Here is a 15,114-nt window from a genome sequence, read left to right as displayed (position 1 = left end):
GGCTCACGACAGCGAGGCGATGAGCTCCTCGACGCGACCGCGGATCTCGTCGCGGATCGGGCGCACCGCCTCGATGCCCTGCCCGGCCGGGTCGTCGAGCGCCCAGTCCTCGTAGCGGGTGCCGGGGTAGAACGGGCACGCGTCGCCGCAGCCCATCGTGATCACGACGTCGGAGGACTCCACGGCCGCGTCGCTGAGCAGCTTGGGCTGCTCGCCGGCGATGTCGATGCCGACCTCGGCCATCGCCTCGACGGCGACCGGGTTGATGCCCGCGGCGGGCGCGGACCCGGCGGACAGCACCTGCACGCGGTCGCCGGCGAGGTGGCGCAGCCAGCCGGCGGCCATCTGGGAGCGGCCGGCGTTGTGGACGCAGACGAACAGGACGGTGGGCGTGCTCATCGGGTGGTCTCCTGCGGGATGAAGGGATGGGGGAAGCGGTTGCGCAGCGCGAGGCTGACGTAGACGAGGCCGACCAGCACGGGCACCTCGATCAGCGGACCGACCACGCCGGCGAGCGCCTGGCCCGACGTGACGCCGAACGTCGCGATCGCGACGGCGATGGCGAGCTCGAAGTTGTTGCCGGCCGCGGTGAACGCGAGCGTCGTCGTGCGCTCGTACGTCATCCCGAGCCCGCGCCCGAGCGCGAAGCCGCCGCCCCACATCAGGGCGAAGTAGGCCAGCAGGGGCAGCGCGATCCGGGCCACGTCGAGCGGCTTGCTGGTGACCTGGTCGCCCTGCAGGGCGAAGAGCACCACGATCGTGAACAGCAGCCCGATGAGCGCCCAGGGTCCGACGCGCGGCAGGAACGTCGACTCGTACCACTCGCGGCCGCGCAGCCGCTCGCCGTAGGTCCGCGAGAGCCAGCCGAGGAGCAGCGGGATGCCGAGGAAGATCAGCACGGACTTGGCGATCTGCCACGCCGAGACGTCGAGCGCGGCGCTGTCGAGCCCGAGCCAGCCGGGCAGGACCTCGAGGTAGAACCAGCCGAGCCCGGCGAAGGCGATGACCTGGAAGACGGAGTTGAGCGCCACCAGCACGGCGGCGGCCTCGCGGTCACCACAGGCGAGGTCGTTCCAGATGATGACCATCGCGATGCACCGCGCGAGCCCGACGATGATCAGCCCGGTGCGGTAGGCCGGCAGGTCGGGGAGCAGCAGCCACGCCAGGGTGAACATCAGCGCCGGCCCGACCACCCAGTTGAGCACCAGCGACGCGACGAGCATCCGGCGGTCGGCGGTCACCGTGTCGAGCCGGTCGTAGCGCACCTTGGCGAGGACGGGATACATCATCACCAGCAGCCCGATGGCGATGGGCAGGGAGATGCCGTCCACCTCGACCGCGGACAGCGCGTCGTCGAGCCCGGAGACGGCCCGTCCCAGCAGCAGTCCTGCCGCCATCGCCAGCCCGATCCACAGGGGCAGGAAGCGGTCGAGGGTGGAGAGTCGCTCGACGACGTGGGTCTCGGCGGGCGCGCTCATGCGGCACCGCCGATAAGGGCCGCCACGTCGGCGAGCACCTCACGGCGTACGCCGTAGTAGACCCACACCCCGCGCTTGGTCCGGTCGAGCAGGCCGGCCTCGTGCAGTACCTTGAGGTGGTGGCTGATGGTCGGCTGGGAGAGGTCGAAGGCGTCGTTGAGGTCGCACACGCACGCCTCGCCGCCCTCGCTGGCTGCGACGATCGACACCAGCCGCAGTCGGACCGGGTCGGCCAGTGCCTTGAGCAGCGGCGCGAGCCGCTCGGCCTGGTCGGCGGAGAGGGGTTCGCGCATCAGGGGCGAGCAGCACGCGGCCGTCTCGACGGGGGTCAGGGTCAGCTGAGACTTCGACACAGATCAATATTGACAGAGGTCGATGGATGCGGCAATCTCGGACATAGACATTCATCAATATATGGAAGGACCCACCATGTCCCGCCTGCAGCTCGCCCTCAACGTCGACGACCTCGAGACGTCGATCGCCTTCTACTCCACCCTCTTCGGCACCGAGCCGCACAAGGTGCGCCCGGGGTACGCCAACTTCGCCGTCGCGCAGCCGCCCCTCAAGCTGGTCCTCATCGAGAACACCGGCCAGGGCGGCAGCATCAACCACCTCGGCGTCGAGGTGGAGGACGTCGACACCGTCGACGCCGAGCTGACCCGCCTGGCCGCGGCGGGCTTCGCCACCACCGAGGAGCGCGACACCACCTGCTGCTACGCCCAGCAGGACAAGTTCTGGGTGCAGGGCACCCCGGACGGGGAGCGCTGGGAGGTCTACACGATCACCGACGACGCGCCCGTGGAGGCGGTCGAGGCGGTCGAGGCGGCAGGCTCGGTCTGCTGTGCGTGACCCCCGGCCGGGCGGCTGAGGGGAGGCTCACATGGCGCGGGATTCAGCGGAACACCACCAGCCCCGCTAGTGTTGAGCACTCAGACGCCCGGCCGGTCTTGCCCCGGGCGCAGGCCTCGCCCGACACGCTCGTGGCGAGACCCTTCCTCACACTGAGGCACGTACGCCGCACATCCCGTCGAGAACGACGCAGCGGCTCACGGTGGCGAGACGCCAACCGAAAGCAACTCACATGAACTTCGCCGAGCTCGGCGTGCCCTCCTCGCTGGTCCAGATCCTCGAGCAGCAGGGCATCACCACCCCCACTCCCATCCAGGCCGCGACGCTGCCCGACAGCCTCGCCGGCCGCGACGTCCTCGGCCGTGGCCGCACCGGCTCCGGCAAGACGTACGGCTTCCTGCTGCCGCTGGTCGCCCGCCTCGACGCGAGCAAGCTGCCGGCCATGCCGCGCAAGCCGCGCGCACTGATCCTGGCCCCGACGCGCGAGCTCGTCGGCCAGATCCACGCCTCCCTGGCCCCGCTCGCCAAGGCCACCGGCCTCTCCAGCGTCGTCATCTACGGCGGCGTCGGCCAGGGCCCGCAGGTCACCGCGCTCAAGAAGGGCGTCGACATCGTCATCGCCTGCCCCGGTCGCCTCGAGGACCTCATGGGCCAGGGCCACGCCGACCTGTCCGCCATCGAGGTCACCATCCTCGACGAGGCCGACCACATGGCCGACCTCGGCTTCCTGCCCGGCGTGCGGCGCATCATGGACAAGACGCCCCGCAACGGCCAGCGGATGCTGTTCTCGGCCACGCTGGACAAGGCGATCGACGTCCTGGTCAAGCGCTTCCTCACCAACCCCGCCACGCACGAGGCCGACTCGGCGCAGTCGCCGGTCGGCACGATGCACCACCACGTGCTGCACCTCTCGCGCGAGCAGCGCGTGCCGGTGCTCGTCGACCTGACCAGCGCCCCCGGCCGCACGGTGGTCTTCACCCGCACCAAGCACGGCGCGAAGGCGCTGACCCGCCAGCTCAACAAGTCGGGCGTGCCCACCGTCGAGCTGCACGGCAACCTGTCGCAGAACGCGCGCACCCGCAACATGGCGGCGTTCCACGCCGGCGAGGCGAGCACGCTCGTCGCGACTGACATCGCCGCGCGCGGCATCCACGTCGACGACGTCGCGCTCGTCGTCCACGCCGACCCGCCGGTCGAGCACAAGGCCTACCTGCACCGCTCGGGCCGTACGGCGCGCGCGGGCAACGAGGGCACCGTCATCACCCTCATGACCGACGAGCAGCAGCGCGACGTGCGCGACCTGACCCGTCTGGCCGGCATCAAGCCGACCACCACCAAGGTCAACGGCCCCGGCCACCCGATGCTCGCCGAGCTCGCCCCGGGCGAGCGCACGCTCGTGCCCGGCGGCCTCGTCGTCGAGGCGCCCGCCTCGACCGGCGGTGGCGGTCGCTCCACCGGCGCCAACGCACAGCGCAAGCGCGCCCGCCGCACGGGTGCGACCAACGGCCAGTCGCGTCGCGGCAACCCGACGTCGTACACCAGCGAGACCCCCAGCGGCTCCGCGGGCGGCTCCACCGGTGGCGGCCAGCGTCGACGCTCCGGCGGCGGCCAGGGTTCGGGTGGCGGCCAGTCCTCCCAGGGTGGCGGCGGCAACCGCCGTCGCAGCGGTGGCGGCCAGTCCGGCGCCTCCTCCAGCGGCGGCCGCGCGCACAGCGCGTCGTCGTTCAGCCGCGGTCGCTGACCTCGCGCCCCGCGAAGGGGCATGACTCCTCATCAGGGATCCCCGGTCAGCCGGGGATCCCTGATGTTGTCAGGCGTTGCAGCGGCCGACAACGTCAGCGATCCCCGGYCAGCCGGGGATTCCTCCGAGGAATGGATCCCCGCTCCGACTCGTTGACCCTTCAACGACCTACGGAGGAGCGACATGACCGAGCCCGAGCGCACGACGTTCGACCACAGCGTCCTCGGCACCCGCGAGCACATCTCGCTGGGCCTGGACACCTTCGGCGACGCGCCCCTCGACGGCGCCCCGGGCAACCATGCCGAGACGCTGCGCGAGGTCGTCGCGGAGGCGGTCCTGGCCGACCGCGTCGGCGTCGACTACATCGGCCTCGGTGAGCACCACCGCGCCGACTACGCCATCTCGGCCCCCGACGTCGTGCTCGCCGCGATCGCCGGGCAGACCGAGCGGATCCGGCTCGGTACGGGCGTGACGGTGCTGTCCTCCGACGACCCCATCCGGGTCTACCAGCGCTTCGCCACCCTCGACGCGGTGAGCAACGGGCGTGCGGAGGTGCAGCTCGGGCGCGGCTCGTTCATCGAGTCGTTCGGGCTCTTCGGCCTCGAGCTCGGCGACTACGACCGGCTCTTCAGCGAGAAGCTCGACCTCTTCGCCACGCTCCAGCACGAGCAGCCGGTCACGTGGGAGGGCAGCGTCCGCCCGCCGCTGGTCGAGGCGAAGGTCTACCCGACCACCACCGCGGGCAAGGTCCCTGCGTGGGTCGGCGTGGGCGGCACCCCCGAGTCCGTCGTCCGCGCGGCGCGCTACGGCATGCCGCTGATGCTCGCCGTGATCGGCGGCTCGCCGGCGGCGTTCGTCCCCCTCGCCGAGCTCTACCGCGACGCCCTCGGCCAGCTCGGGCACCCCGAGCTCCCGATCGGCATGCACTCCCCGGGACACGTCGCCGCGACCGACGAGCTGGCCCGCGAGCAGCTCTACCCGCATCAGGCCGACCTCTACACCCGCCTCGGCCGTGAGCGCGGCTGGCCGCCGTACTCCCGCATCCAGTTCGAGCAGGCCGCGTCCGCGCAGGGTGCGCTCTTCGTCGGGTCCCCCGAGACCGTCGCGCAGAAGATCGCGTGGGCCGCGCGGACGCTGGGCCTCTCGCGCTTCCAGCTCAAGTACTCCGTCGGCTCGCTGCCGCACGACCAGCGGCTCGAGTCGGTGCGGCTCTACGGCGAGGAAGTGGTGCCTCGGGTCCGCGAGCTGTTGGCGGGCTCCTAGGCTGGAGGCCATGCGCACCTTCATCCGACGATCGCTGTGGGACGTGGTCCCGCGCGACCAGCGCGACAGCGACGAGGCCTTCCGGCGCCGGCAGGTCGTCGCCGCCATCGTCGTGCTCGTCGGTGCCGGGGTGCTCGGCTGGTCGCTGCGCCTCGAGCCGGGTGGCAACACGTTCTACGTCGCCGCGGTGCTGCTCGCGGGCATCTGGGCCGCCGGCGCGTTCCTGTCCGGCCGGCTCCACCTGGGCCGGATCTCCGGCGGCGAGGTCTTCATCCGGCCGGTGGTCGCCCCGATCCTGCTCGGGCTGCTGCTCGTCGGGATCTTCGTGCTCGGCTCGCTGGTGGTGCGCGAGATCGGCCCGCTGGCCGACTACGTCAGCTCTGTCCTGGCCTACGCCGACGAGGGATCGCTGACCGTGCTGGCGGTCATCACCTTCTTCAACGGCATCGCCGAGGAGCTGTTCTTCCGCGGTGCGATGTACGCCGCCATCCCGCGCCACCCGGTGCTGTGGACCACCCTGGCCTACGTCGTCGCGACGCTGGCCACCGGCAACATCATGCTCGGCTTCGCCGCCATCATCCTCGGCGCGGTGTGCGGGCTGGAGCGCCGTGCGAGCGGCGGCGTGCTGGCGCCGATCCTCACCCACATCACGTGGTCGCTGTCGATGCTCTTCCTGCTGCCGCTGCTGTTCTCGTGAGCCCTCAGGGCTGGGCGCGCGCCGCCGCGTCGCGCTCGGCCAGCGCGCGGCGTACGGACTCCTCGTAGGACACCGGCTCGCCCGGCACCACCTCGCGGATCGAGGTGTCAGTCACGACGACCTCGTGCGACATCGAGTCGATGAGGTTGCGCCCCGTCGTGGCGTCGACGTCGGTCACGAGCGCGAGCCACCGCGACGATAGCCGCGGCGTCAGCACCGGCACCGTGATGATGGGGATGGAGCGACCGTTGATGAGCTCGGCCGCCACTCGCATCATCTCGAGGTAGGTCAGCTGCTCGGTGCCACCGATCTCGAAGACCCGCCCCAGTGCGCGCTCCTCGTCGACGACACCGACGATGTAGCGGATCACGTCGTCGAGGGCGATCGGCTGCGTGCGGGTGTGCACCCACTTGGGCACCACCATCGCCGGCAGGTTCTTCACCAGCTGGCGGGTGATCTCCCACGAGATGCCGCCGTGCCCGACCACGATCGCGGCCCGCAGCACCGTCACCGGTACGCCGTCCTCGCCGAGCAGGTGCTCGACCTCGCGCCGCGAGCGCAGGTGGGCCGAGAGGTCGTCGTCGTCGTCGCCGAGGCCGCCCATGTAGATGATCTGCTTCACGCCCGCGGCCGCGGCAGCAGCGCTGAAGTTGCGCGCCGCCTGCGCGTCCTTGCGCTCGAAGTCGGGGTCGTCGAGGGAGTGCACGAGGTAGACCGCGACGTCCACGCCCTCGAGCGCCGGGACCAGGGAGTCGGGGTCGGAGACGTCGGCCCCGACCGGCCGGCCCTGGCCGTCGTAGGAGTCCGGGCGCCGCGTCATCGCGCGCACGTCGTGGCCGGCCTCGACCAGGGCGGGGACCAGGCGGCGACCGATGAAGCCGGTCGCACCGGTGACGAGAACTGTGCTCATGCGGGGTCCCCTCGGCGTTGGTCGGAGGAGCGTAGCGGGGGAGAGGAACGTCGTGGGGTGCTCGACATGCCCCCACTCTGTCAGCCCGGTCCGCACCGGCGCCTCACCGCGACCGCGCCGCCGCCTCCCGGCGCGCGTCGAGGCGCGACATCGCGGGGGTCGCCGTGGCGCCGTGCAGCAGCACCGAGACCACCACGGTGAAGGCGACCGTCGACCACAGCCAGCCCTCGCCGGGCACGTGCTCGTGGCTCGCTGCGTAGGCCAGGTAGAACAGCGAGCCCACCCCGCGCACGCCGAAGAACGCGACGGCCAGCGTCTCGCCGCGGTCGAGCCCGCCGTCCTCGCCCTCGGCGCGGGGCCGCACCGCCAGCGCGACCCAGCCCGCGAGGGGGCGCACGACGAGCACCAGCGCCAGCGCGACCACCACGCCGCGCCAGTCGAGCTGCTCCAGCACCCCGCGCGTCATCGCCATGCCGAGGAGCAGCAGCACCATCAGCGTCATCAGCCGCTCGAGGCGCTCGACCACACCGTGCATGGCGCGTTGGTAGGAGTGGCCCCGCTCGGACGCGCGCACCCGCATCGCGCACACGAAGACCGCGAGGAAGCCGTAGCCGCCCACGATCTCCGCGGCGCCGTACGCCGTCAGCAGCGCGGCGAGCGCGAGGAGGGGCTCGCCGTGCTCGGCCAGGCGCAGGTTGTCGTTGCGGGCCCGGAACGCCTGTCGGCCGAGCAGCCAGCCGATGCCGAGGCCGATGGCCACACCGAGCGCGATCTTGCCCAGGACGTACCACCCGACCCACGTCACGGCGTCCGTGGCGGCGAACCCGCCGGCCAGCAGGAGCAGGGCGAGGTGGACGAAGGGGAACGCCAGGCCGTCGTTGAGGCCGGCCTCGGCGGTGAGGGAGAAGCGGATGTCGTCGTCCTCCTCGCGCTCCTCGCCCTCGGGGTCGTCGATGTCGTCGGTGAGCGGCTCGCCGACCTGCACGTCGGAGGCGAGCACGGGGTCGGTCGGGGCGAGCACGGCGCCCAGCAGGAGGGCCACCGCCGGCGTCAGCCCGGCCACCCACCAGCCGAGGAGTGTCGTGCCGAGGATGGTCAGCGGCATCGTCACCAGCAGCAGCCGCCACACCGGCGACCAGGTCCGCCAGGAGCGCCACGAGCGCATGTCGAGGCCCCGGTCGATCGCCAGGCCGACGCCCATGAGGGCGACCAGCACCGTGAACTCGGTGACGTGGGTGAGCAGCTCGCGGTTGTCCTCGGGCTGCAGGCTGATGCCCTCGGGCAGCGGCAGCAGGCCGATCGCCATGCCGACGGCGACGAGCACCATCGGCGGCGACAGCGCGATGCGCCGGGTGAGCTGCGGCAGGACGATCGCCAGGAGGAGTGCCAGGCCGAGGAGCAGGTAGACCGCGGCCCCGGTCATCGGAGGCGGCGGGTCGGGACCGGCAGGTCGGGCGTCAGGGGCGGGGGCACGTCACCAGCCTCCCAGTGCTGCCCGCCGGGCGTGACATCCCGACGGGCGTCCCGTGCGTGGGGCCCGGTCGGCTCAGTGCGGACGACGCGCGTCGTAGGAGGCCTGGCTCTCGTCGATCGCCTGCTCGTAGGCCATGACCAGGCCGGCGATGGTCAGCGGCTTGAGGCGGTGGACGAACTCGCGCAGCTGCTCGGCGGTGTAGCCGGCCTCGCGGAACTGTGGCCACACCTTGGTGCGCACGATCTCCGAGAGCTCTTCGGCGACCTGCCTGCCGTGCTCGGCGTAGACCTCGGCGACGGCCTCCGCGGCCTCGGCCGAGATGCCCATCCCCGACAGCCCTCCCGGCACGTCGACGTCGCGGTCGCCCGTCACCGGCGCCAGCAGCGAGAGGTGGAGGGCGATGTCGGAGGGGGTCGCGGCCTCGGGGATCTGCTCGACGTACTTCTCGATCGCCGAGAGCGTGAAGCCGTGGCCCTGCAGCTCGCGGACGAGCTCGAGGCGGGCGACGTGGTCGGGGCCGTAGTAGCCCGAGCGGCCGCGCCGCACGGGGGAGGGGACCAGGCCGCGCGAGGCGTAGAAGCGGACGTTGCGCGCGCTCACCCCGGTGCGCTCGGTCAGCTCGTCGAGCGTCAGCAGGTCGGTCTCCGGCTCGATGTTCGGGTCGGTCCCCAGCTCGGTCTCCACCGCTCCATCCTCTCGTGGCGTCGCTGCGCGTGACGCGGGACACACCCGTTTGACTGTGACAGTAATGGTGTCACAATCAGCCACATGGCAGAAGCATTCGTCTACGACCACATCCGCACTCCTCGCGGCCGCGGCAAGGCCGTCGGTTCGCTCCACGAGGTCAAGCCGGTGGACCTGGTCGTCGGACTCCTCGACGAGCTCAAGACCCGCAACCCCACCTTGGACACCGCACGCGTCGACGACGTCGTGCTCGGCGTCGTGACCCCCATCGGCGACCAGGGCGGCGACATCGCCAAGACCGCCGCGCTCAAGGCCGGCTACCCCGAGACCGTGGCGGGCGTGCAGCTCAACCGCTTCTGCGCCTCGGGCCTCGAGGCGGTCAACCAGGCCGCCCAGCGCGTGCGCTCCGGCTTCGAGGACCTCGTCATCGCCGGTGGCGTGGAGTCGATGAGCCGCGTGCCGATGGGCAGCGACGGCGGCGCGTGGGCGATGGACCCGGCCACCGCTCTCGAGACGGGCTTCGTCCCGCAGGGCATCGGGGCCGACCTCATCGCCACGATCGAGGGCTGGAGCCGCGCCGACGTGGACGCCTACGCCGCCGAGTCGCACCACCGCGCCGCCAAGGCGTGGGCCAACGGCTACTTCGACGACGCCGTCATCCCGGTCAAGGACCTCAGCGGCGTGACGGTGCTGGAGCGCGACGAGACCGTGCGCCCCGACACCTCGGTCGAGGGCCTCGCCGGCCTCAAGCCGTCGTTCGCCCAGATCGGTCGCGACGCCGGCTTCGACGACGTGGCGCTGGAGAAGTACCACTGGGTCCCCGCGATCGACCACGTCCACCACGCCGGCAACTCCTCGGGCATCGTCGACGGCGCGGCCGTGATGGCGATCGGCACCGAGGAGATCGGCACGTCGCTCGGCCTCACGCCGCGTGCGCGCATCATCTCGACCGCCGTGTCGGGCGCCGACCCCACGATCATGCTCACCGGTCCCGCCCCGGCCGCCCGCAAGGCGCTCTCGCGCGCCGGGCTCGAGGTCGACGACATCGACCTGTGGGAGATCAACGAGGCCTTCGCCGCCGTCGCGATGCGCTTCATGCGCGACATGGGCATCAGCCACGACGTCACCAACGTCAACGGCGGCGCCATCGCGATGGGCCACCCGCTCGGCGCCACCGGCGCGATGATCCTCGGCACCCTGATCGACGAGCTCGCCCGTCGCGACCAGAAGCGCGGCCTCGCCACGCTCTGCGTCGGCGGCGGCATGGGCATCGCCACCATCGTCGAGCTCGTCTGACCTTTCCCTCCGTTGGTCGAGGAGGTCGCGAAGCGACCGTCACGAGACCATCCCCACCTGCCCAGCCTGGTCTCGTGACGGGACTTCGTCCCTCCTCGACCAGCGAAGGAGAGCAATGAGCACCACTGACACCCAGACCGCGGTCCGCTACGACCGCGACGCCGACGGCATCGTCACCCTGACCCTCGACGACCCGACCGCCAGCGCCAACACGATGAACGAGCTCTACCAGTCGTCCATGGAGGCGGCCGTCCAGCGCCTGCACGACGAGGTCGACGACGTCACGGGCGTCGTGCTGGCGAGCGCGAAGAAGACCTTCTTCGCCGGCGGCAACCTCAAGAGCATGGTGAAGGCGACGCCCGACGACGCCGACGAGATCTTCGCGATGGGCGAGGCGGTCAAGGCCAGCCTCCGCAAGCTGGAGACCTACCCGCGTCCCGTCGTCGCCGCGGTCAACGGCGCCGCCCTCGGTGGCGGGCTCGAGATCGCGCTGGCGGCCAACCGCCGCATCGCCGTCGACGACCGCTCGGTCAAGATCGGCCTGCCCGAGTCGACGCTCGGCCTGCTGCCCGGCGGCGGCGGGGTCACCCGCGTCGTACGCATGCTGGGGCTGCAGTCCGCGCTGATGGACGTGCTGATGCCCGGCACGCAGTTCGACCCGCAGGGGGCGCTGGCCAAGGGGCTCATCGACGAGGTCGTGCCGACCCGCGAGGAGCTCGTGCCGGCGGCCAAGGCCTGGATCCTCGAGCACCGCGACGACGAGGACGCCGCGCGCAACCCGTGGGACCGGGCGGGCTACAAGATGCCCGGCGGCACCCCGAGGACCCCGGCGCTCGCCCAGTTCCTGCCGGCGTTCCCGGCGCTGCTGCGCAAGCAGACCAAGGGCGCGGTCTACCAGGCGCCCCGCGCGATCATGAGCGCCGCGGTCGAGGGTGCGCAGGTCGACTTCGACACCGCCTCGCGCATCGAGAGCCGCTACTTCACCAACCTCGTGGTCAACCAGCAGGCCAAGAACATGATCCAGGCCTTCTTCTTCGACCTCCAGGCGATCAACTCCGGTTCGCTGCGCCCGCAGGGCGTCGAGCGCTGGCAGGCCACGAAGGTCGCCGTCCTCGGCGCCGGGATGATGGGTGCGGGCATCGCCTACTCCTGCGCCCGCGCCGGGATGCAGGTCGTGCTCAAGGACGTCTCGGTCGAGGCTGCCGAGAAGGGCAAGGCGTACACCGAGAAGCTCAACGCCAAGGGCGTGGAGCGCGGCAAGCTCTCGCAGGCCAAGGCCGACGAGCTGCTCGGCCGGATCACCGCCACCGCCGACGCCGCCGACCTCGCGGGCTGCGACCTGGTGATCGAGGCCGTCTTCGAGGACCCGTCGCTCAAGGCGAAGGTGTTCGCCGAGGTGGCGCCGTACGTCGACGCCGACGCGCTGCTGTGCTCCAACACCTCGACCCTGCCGATCACCGAGCTCGCCACCGGCGTCGACCGCCCGGCCGACTTCATCGGGCTTCACTTCTTCAGCCCCGTCGACAAGATGCCGCTCGTCGAGATCATCCGCGGCGCGGAGACCTCCGACGCCGCGCTGGCCAAGGCCTACGACGTCGTCCAGCAGATCCGCAAGACCCCGATCGTGGTCAACGACTCGCGCGGCTTCTACACCTCGCGCGTCATCGGCACGCAGATCAACGAGGGCCTCGCGATGCTCGCCGAGGGCGTGCACCCGGTCTCGCTGGAGCGCGCCGCGACGTCGGCCGGCTTCCCGGTCGGGCCGCTGCAGATCAGCGACGAGCTCAACATGGAGCTGATGGCCAAGATCCGCAAGGCCACCGAGGACGCCGCCGAGCGTGAGGGCATCGACCTCGGCGACTACCCGGCCGGCGAGGTCATCTCCACGATGATCGGCCTCGGTCGCCCCTCGCGGCTCAAGGGCGCGGGCTTCTACGACTACGACGACAACGGGCGGCGTACGACGCTGTGGCCCGGGCTCGCCGAGACGTTCCCCGTCGCCGAGCAGCAGCCCCCGATCCGCGACGTGCGCGACCGGATGCTGTTCATCGAGGCGCTCGAGACCGCGAAGTGCTTCGAGGAGGGCGTCATCACCTCCGCGGCCGCGGCCAACATCGGCTCGATCATGGGCATCGGCTTCCCGGCGCTCACCGGCGGCGCGGCCCAGTTCATGACCGGCTGGCAGGCGCTCGACGAGACCGGCCACGGTGTCGGCCCGATCGGCTTGGCCGCCTTCGTGGCCCGCGCCGACGAGCTGGCCGAGGCCTACGGCGAGCGCTTCCGCCCGACGGCGGGCCTGCGCGAGATGGCGGAGAAGGGCGAGACCTTCCCCGCCTGAGCCTCGCCGGCTCGGCGCTGTAACGCCGGGTTGGTGGATGTTCTACCTATGTTCTGCGGTAGGTAGAACAAGCACCAACCCGGCGTTACAACAGGTGCCGGCTCTCGCAAAGCGCCCGCACGGAGGCCGCCGGTCGGGGAGAATCACCGGGTGACCCCCACCCCCGCGGTCGTCGTCCGCGACCTGCACGTGCGCTTCGGCGACGTCGAGGCCGTCTCCGGGGTCGACCTGGTGGCCGCGAGCGGCCGGGCGACCGCGCTGCTCGGGCGCAACGGCGCCGGCAAGTCGACCACCATGAAGGTCCTCGCCGGCGTGGTGCCACCGACCGCGGGCGAGGTGACCGTCGCCGGGATCGACGCCGCCAGCGACGCCCTCGGCGTCAAGCGGGTGGTGGGCTACTGCCCTGACGTCGGCGGCCTCGTGCCTCGCGCGACGCCGTGGGAGCACCTGCAGCTCAGCGCGCGCCTGCGTCGCATGGACCACTGGGAGGAGCGCGGGCGCGACCTGCTCGAGCGCTTCGAGCTCGGCGACGTCGCGCACCGCGTCGTCGGCGGCTTCAGCCACGGCATGAGCCGCCGCCTCAGCGTCGTGCTCGCCGCGCTCCACGAGCCGGCCGTCCTGCTGCTCGACGAGCCGTTCGACGGCGTCGACCCCCTCGGGGTCGAGGCCACGCTCGAGGTCGTCGCCGACGCCCGCGCCCGTGGCGCGTGCGTGCTGCTGTCCACCCACCTGCGCGACCTCGCCCTCGAGGCGTGCGGCGACGCGGTCGTGCTGCGCGGAGGCAACCGGGTGGCGGCGATGGATGCCGCCGACCTCACCGGCGAGGCCTACCGTGCGCTCCTCGACTGACCGGCGCGGCTGGGCCGACGCCGCGCGCGACACCGCGCACCTGGTGGCCTTCCGCGCCCGGACCGTACGCCGACCAGCGGGCACCGTGATCGGTGCGGTCGTCGCCCTCGCGCTCACCGCCGGCTTCGCGCTGGGGCCGGCGCTCGTCAACCTCTCGGCCCTCGACTCCCCGGCCCTCGACCGGGCGCTCGCCACGCTGCAGGGCAACCTCGGCGGGGCCTTCGTGGGCATCCTGCTGCTGGCCGTGAGCTCCTCGATGGGCAGCGGCGGCGGCCGCGAGCTGCTCTCGCGCAGCGAGGCCGCGATCCATCCGATCAGCCCGGTGACCGAGCACCTCGGCGCGCTGCTCCTGGCTCCGCTCAACCTCGCCTGGCTCGTGCAGACCTGGGGCCTGCTCGCCGTCACGGCGCTGGTCACCGCGCTCGAGCGTCTCCCCGGTGCCCAGCTCGTGGTGCTCGCCTGGGTGCTCGCCGCCACCGCTGCCGGCCAGGCGCTCGGCTGGACCGCGGAGGGCGTGCGGCGCACCACCCACGGCGTGGTCGTGGTGCGGGTCGTCGCGGGCGCGGTCGTGCTGGTCGTCGCCGGCCTGCACCTCGCCGGCGCGCTCGGGCCCCTCGTGCGCGCGCTGCCCACGACGTGGGTGGCGCAGACGGGGCAGACGTCGCAGTGGCCGGTGGCCGTCGCGGTGCTGCTCGTGATCTTCCTGGCGGCGGTCGCCCTGGGTGCGCGGCCCGCGGCCTGGGCGCTCGGCCTGCCGCCGCGCGAGGAGCTGCGCGTGCAGTCCGGTGTGCACGAGGCGCGCCCGGCACCCGAGCCGCGGTGGGGCTCGCCCGACCGCGCGCTGCTGCACCGACTCGACCGAGGGTCGGTGTGGCGCTCGGTCGGCATGCGCCGCGGCCTGGTGGTGCTGGGCCTCGGCCCGGGGCTGGTCGCGCTCGTCGCAGGCCTGGAGTGGAGCTCGGTGATGCTGCTGCCCGGGCTCACCGCGAGCGGCGCCGCGCTGCTCTTCGGCGTCAACGCCTGGTGCCTCGACGGCAAGGGCATGGTCTGGCGCGAGACCCTGCCGGTGTCGGCGCGCGACGTGTTCGACGTACGGGCGCTGGTGGTCGCCGAGTGCACCGCCGCGGTGTCGGGTGCGACCGTGGTGCTTGCGCTGCTGCGCAACGGGCTGCCGCCGCTCGTCGTGGGCGCGAGCGTGCTGTCGTGCTGGGCGGTGGTGCTCGTGCAGGTGCTGGCGATCGTGATGACGTGGTCGATCCGCTCGCCCTACTCCGTCGACCTGTCCTCCCCGCGGGCCACACCGGCGCCCCACGCGGCGATGGCGGGGTACGCCGGCAAGCTGTCGCTGGTCACCACGCTCACGGGCATGTTCTTCACCGGGCTGGCCTCGCTGCCGTGGGTCTGGGTGCCGCCGCTCCTCGCGCTGCCCTTCGTGGCCTGGTCGGGCTGGCGCCTGGTGCGGGCCCGCCGGCGGTGGCTGGCTCCCGCCGAGCGCGCCCGTGTGGTGCTCACCGTGGCGGCGGTCTGAGCCGACC

14 protein-coding genes are annotated in these 15,114 nt (G+C 72.3%); 8 read left to right on the top strand and 6 right to left on the bottom strand.

The genetic code is table 11. The annotated features are described in order from the left end of the window. Positions 1-3 precede the first annotated feature (3 nt). From ASG76_RS12025 to ASG76_RS12015, 3 genes are read right to left on the bottom strand one after another with little or no spacing between them, the layout of a single operon-like run. Positions 4-399, bottom strand: a complete 396-nt coding sequence (locus ASG76_RS12025) for an arsenate reductase ArsC (protein WP_056603321.1) — start codon at positions 397-399, stop codon at positions 4-6. Further along, the gene (arsB, locus tag ASG76_RS12020) at positions 396-1,478 is read right to left on the bottom strand and encodes an ACR3 family arsenite efflux transporter (protein ID WP_056603317.1); all 1,083 of its coding nucleotides are present in this window, start codon (positions 1,476-1,478) and stop codon (positions 396-398) included. Before arsB ends, ASG76_RS12025 begins: the two co-directional genes overlap by 4 nt. Then, positions 1,475-1,831, bottom strand: coding sequence for a metalloregulator ArsR/SmtB family transcription factor (locus ASG76_RS12015; RefSeq protein ID WP_414858324.1), 357 nt, complete (start codon positions 1,829-1,831; stop codon positions 1,475-1,477). The genes arsB and ASG76_RS12015 overlap by 4 nt, the downstream gene beginning before the upstream one ends. 76 nt (positions 1,832-1,907) lie before the next feature. On the opposite strand from ASG76_RS12015, the gene ASG76_RS12010 reads away from it, so the two are divergent. The 4 genes from ASG76_RS12010 to ASG76_RS11995 all read left to right on the top strand — a co-directional run bounded on the left by ASG76_RS12010 (position 1,908) and on the right by ASG76_RS11995 (position 6,028). Beyond that, the gene (locus ASG76_RS12010) at positions 1,908-2,327 is read left to right on the top strand and encodes an ArsI/CadI family heavy metal resistance metalloenzyme (RefSeq protein ID WP_056603315.1); all 420 of its coding nucleotides are present in this window, start codon (positions 1,908-1,910) and stop codon (positions 2,325-2,327) included. A gap of 232 nt (positions 2,328-2,559) precedes the next feature. Then, entirely contained in the window at positions 2,560-4,068 is a 1,509-nt protein-coding gene (locus ASG76_RS12005) for a DEAD/DEAH box helicase (protein WP_056603312.1), read from the top strand. Between the two features lie 183 nt (positions 4,069-4,251). Further along, positions 4,252-5,331 carry an LLM class flavin-dependent oxidoreductase gene (locus ASG76_RS12000; RefSeq protein WP_056603309.1) on the top strand — a complete coding sequence of 360 codons (1,080 nt, stop codon included), beginning with the start codon at positions 4,252-4,254 and terminating at the stop codon, positions 5,329-5,331. A gap of 10 nt (positions 5,332-5,341) precedes the next feature. Continuing rightward, the gene (locus tag ASG76_RS11995) at positions 5,342-6,028 is read left to right on the top strand and encodes a CPBP family intramembrane glutamic endopeptidase (protein WP_056603306.1); all 687 of its coding nucleotides are present in this window, start codon (positions 5,342-5,344) and stop codon (positions 6,026-6,028) included. 4 nt (positions 6,029-6,032) lie between these two features. On the opposite strand, the gene ASG76_RS11990 is transcribed toward ASG76_RS11995, so the two are convergent. The 3 genes from ASG76_RS11990 to ASG76_RS11980 form a co-directional block, all read right to left on the bottom strand. Continuing rightward, positions 6,033-6,938, bottom strand: coding sequence for an NAD(P)H-binding protein (locus tag ASG76_RS11990; protein ID WP_056603303.1), 906 nt, complete (start codon positions 6,936-6,938; stop codon positions 6,033-6,035). Between the two features lie 103 nt (positions 6,939-7,041). Then, complete coding sequence (locus ASG76_RS11985; RefSeq protein ID WP_056603300.1) at positions 7,042-8,361, bottom strand: cation:proton antiporter; 1,320 nt, start codon at positions 8,359-8,361, stop codon at positions 7,042-7,044. A 123-nt stretch (positions 8,362-8,484) separates the two neighbouring features. Beyond that, positions 8,485-9,096, bottom strand: a complete 612-nt coding sequence (locus ASG76_RS11980; RefSeq protein ID WP_056603297.1) for a helix-turn-helix domain-containing protein — start codon at positions 9,094-9,096, stop codon at positions 8,485-8,487. A gap of 84 nt (positions 9,097-9,180) precedes the next feature. On the opposite strand from ASG76_RS11980, the gene ASG76_RS11975 reads away from it, so the two are divergent. From ASG76_RS11975 to ASG76_RS11960, 4 genes are all read left to right on the top strand, one after another. Next, entirely contained in the window at positions 9,181-10,392 is a 1,212-nt protein-coding gene (locus ASG76_RS11975; RefSeq protein WP_056603293.1) for an acetyl-CoA C-acetyltransferase, read from the top strand. 115 nt (positions 10,393-10,507) lie between these two features. Next, positions 10,508-12,730, top strand: a complete 2,223-nt coding sequence (locus ASG76_RS11970) for a 3-hydroxyacyl-CoA dehydrogenase NAD-binding domain-containing protein (RefSeq protein WP_056603290.1) — start codon at positions 10,508-10,510, stop codon at positions 12,728-12,730. 150 nt (positions 12,731-12,880) lie between these two features. Then, the gene (locus ASG76_RS11965) at positions 12,881-13,579 is read left to right on the top strand and encodes an ABC transporter ATP-binding protein (RefSeq protein ID WP_056603287.1); all 699 of its coding nucleotides are present in this window, start codon (positions 12,881-12,883) and stop codon (positions 13,577-13,579) included. Then, positions 13,563-15,107 (top strand): hypothetical protein, encoded by a 1,545-nt coding sequence (locus ASG76_RS11960; protein WP_056603284.1) that lies wholly within the window; start codon positions 13,563-13,565, stop codon positions 15,105-15,107. The genes ASG76_RS11965 and ASG76_RS11960 overlap by 17 nt, the downstream gene beginning before the upstream one ends. Positions 15,108-15,114 lie beyond the last annotated feature (7 nt).

This window comes from Nocardioides sp. Soil774 (genome assembly GCF_001428125.1).
Taxonomy (GTDB): domain Bacteria; phylum Actinomycetota; class Actinomycetes; order Propionibacteriales; family Nocardioidaceae; genus Nocardioides.
This window is presented reverse-complemented; position numbering and strand designations above follow the sequence as displayed.

Coding starts and splice junctions, on each gene's coding strand:
- ASG76_RS12000 (WP_056603309.1), top strand. CDS start 4,252: ATGACCGAGCCCGAGCGCACGACGTTCGACCACAGCGTCCTCGGCACC.
- ASG76_RS12005 (WP_056603312.1), top strand. CDS start 2,560: ATGAACTTCGCCGAGCTCGGCGTGCCCTCCTCGCTGGTCCAGATCCTC.
- ASG76_RS12025 (WP_056603321.1), bottom strand. CDS start 399: ATGAGCACGCCCACCGTCCTGTTCGTCTGCGTCCACAACGCCGGCCGC.
- arsB (WP_056603317.1), bottom strand. CDS start 1,478: ATGAGCGCGCCCGCCGAGACCCACGTCGTCGAGCGACTCTCCACCCTC.
- ASG76_RS11970 (WP_056603290.1), top strand. CDS start 10,508: ATGAGCACCACTGACACCCAGACCGCGGTCCGCTACGACCGCGACGCC.
- ASG76_RS11985 (WP_056603300.1), bottom strand. CDS start 8,361: ATGACCGGGGCCGCGGTCTACCTGCTCCTCGGCCTGGCACTCCTCCTG.
- ASG76_RS11995 (WP_056603306.1), top strand. CDS start 5,342: ATGCGCACCTTCATCCGACGATCGCTGTGGGACGTGGTCCCGCGCGAC.
- ASG76_RS11975 (WP_056603293.1), top strand. CDS start 9,181: ATGGCAGAAGCATTCGTCTACGACCACATCCGCACTCCTCGCGGCCGC.
- ASG76_RS11990 (WP_056603303.1), bottom strand. CDS start 6,938: ATGAGCACAGTTCTCGTCACCGGTGCGACCGGCTTCATCGGTCGCCGC.
- ASG76_RS12010 (WP_056603315.1), top strand. CDS start 1,908: ATGTCCCGCCTGCAGCTCGCCCTCAACGTCGACGACCTCGAGACGTCG.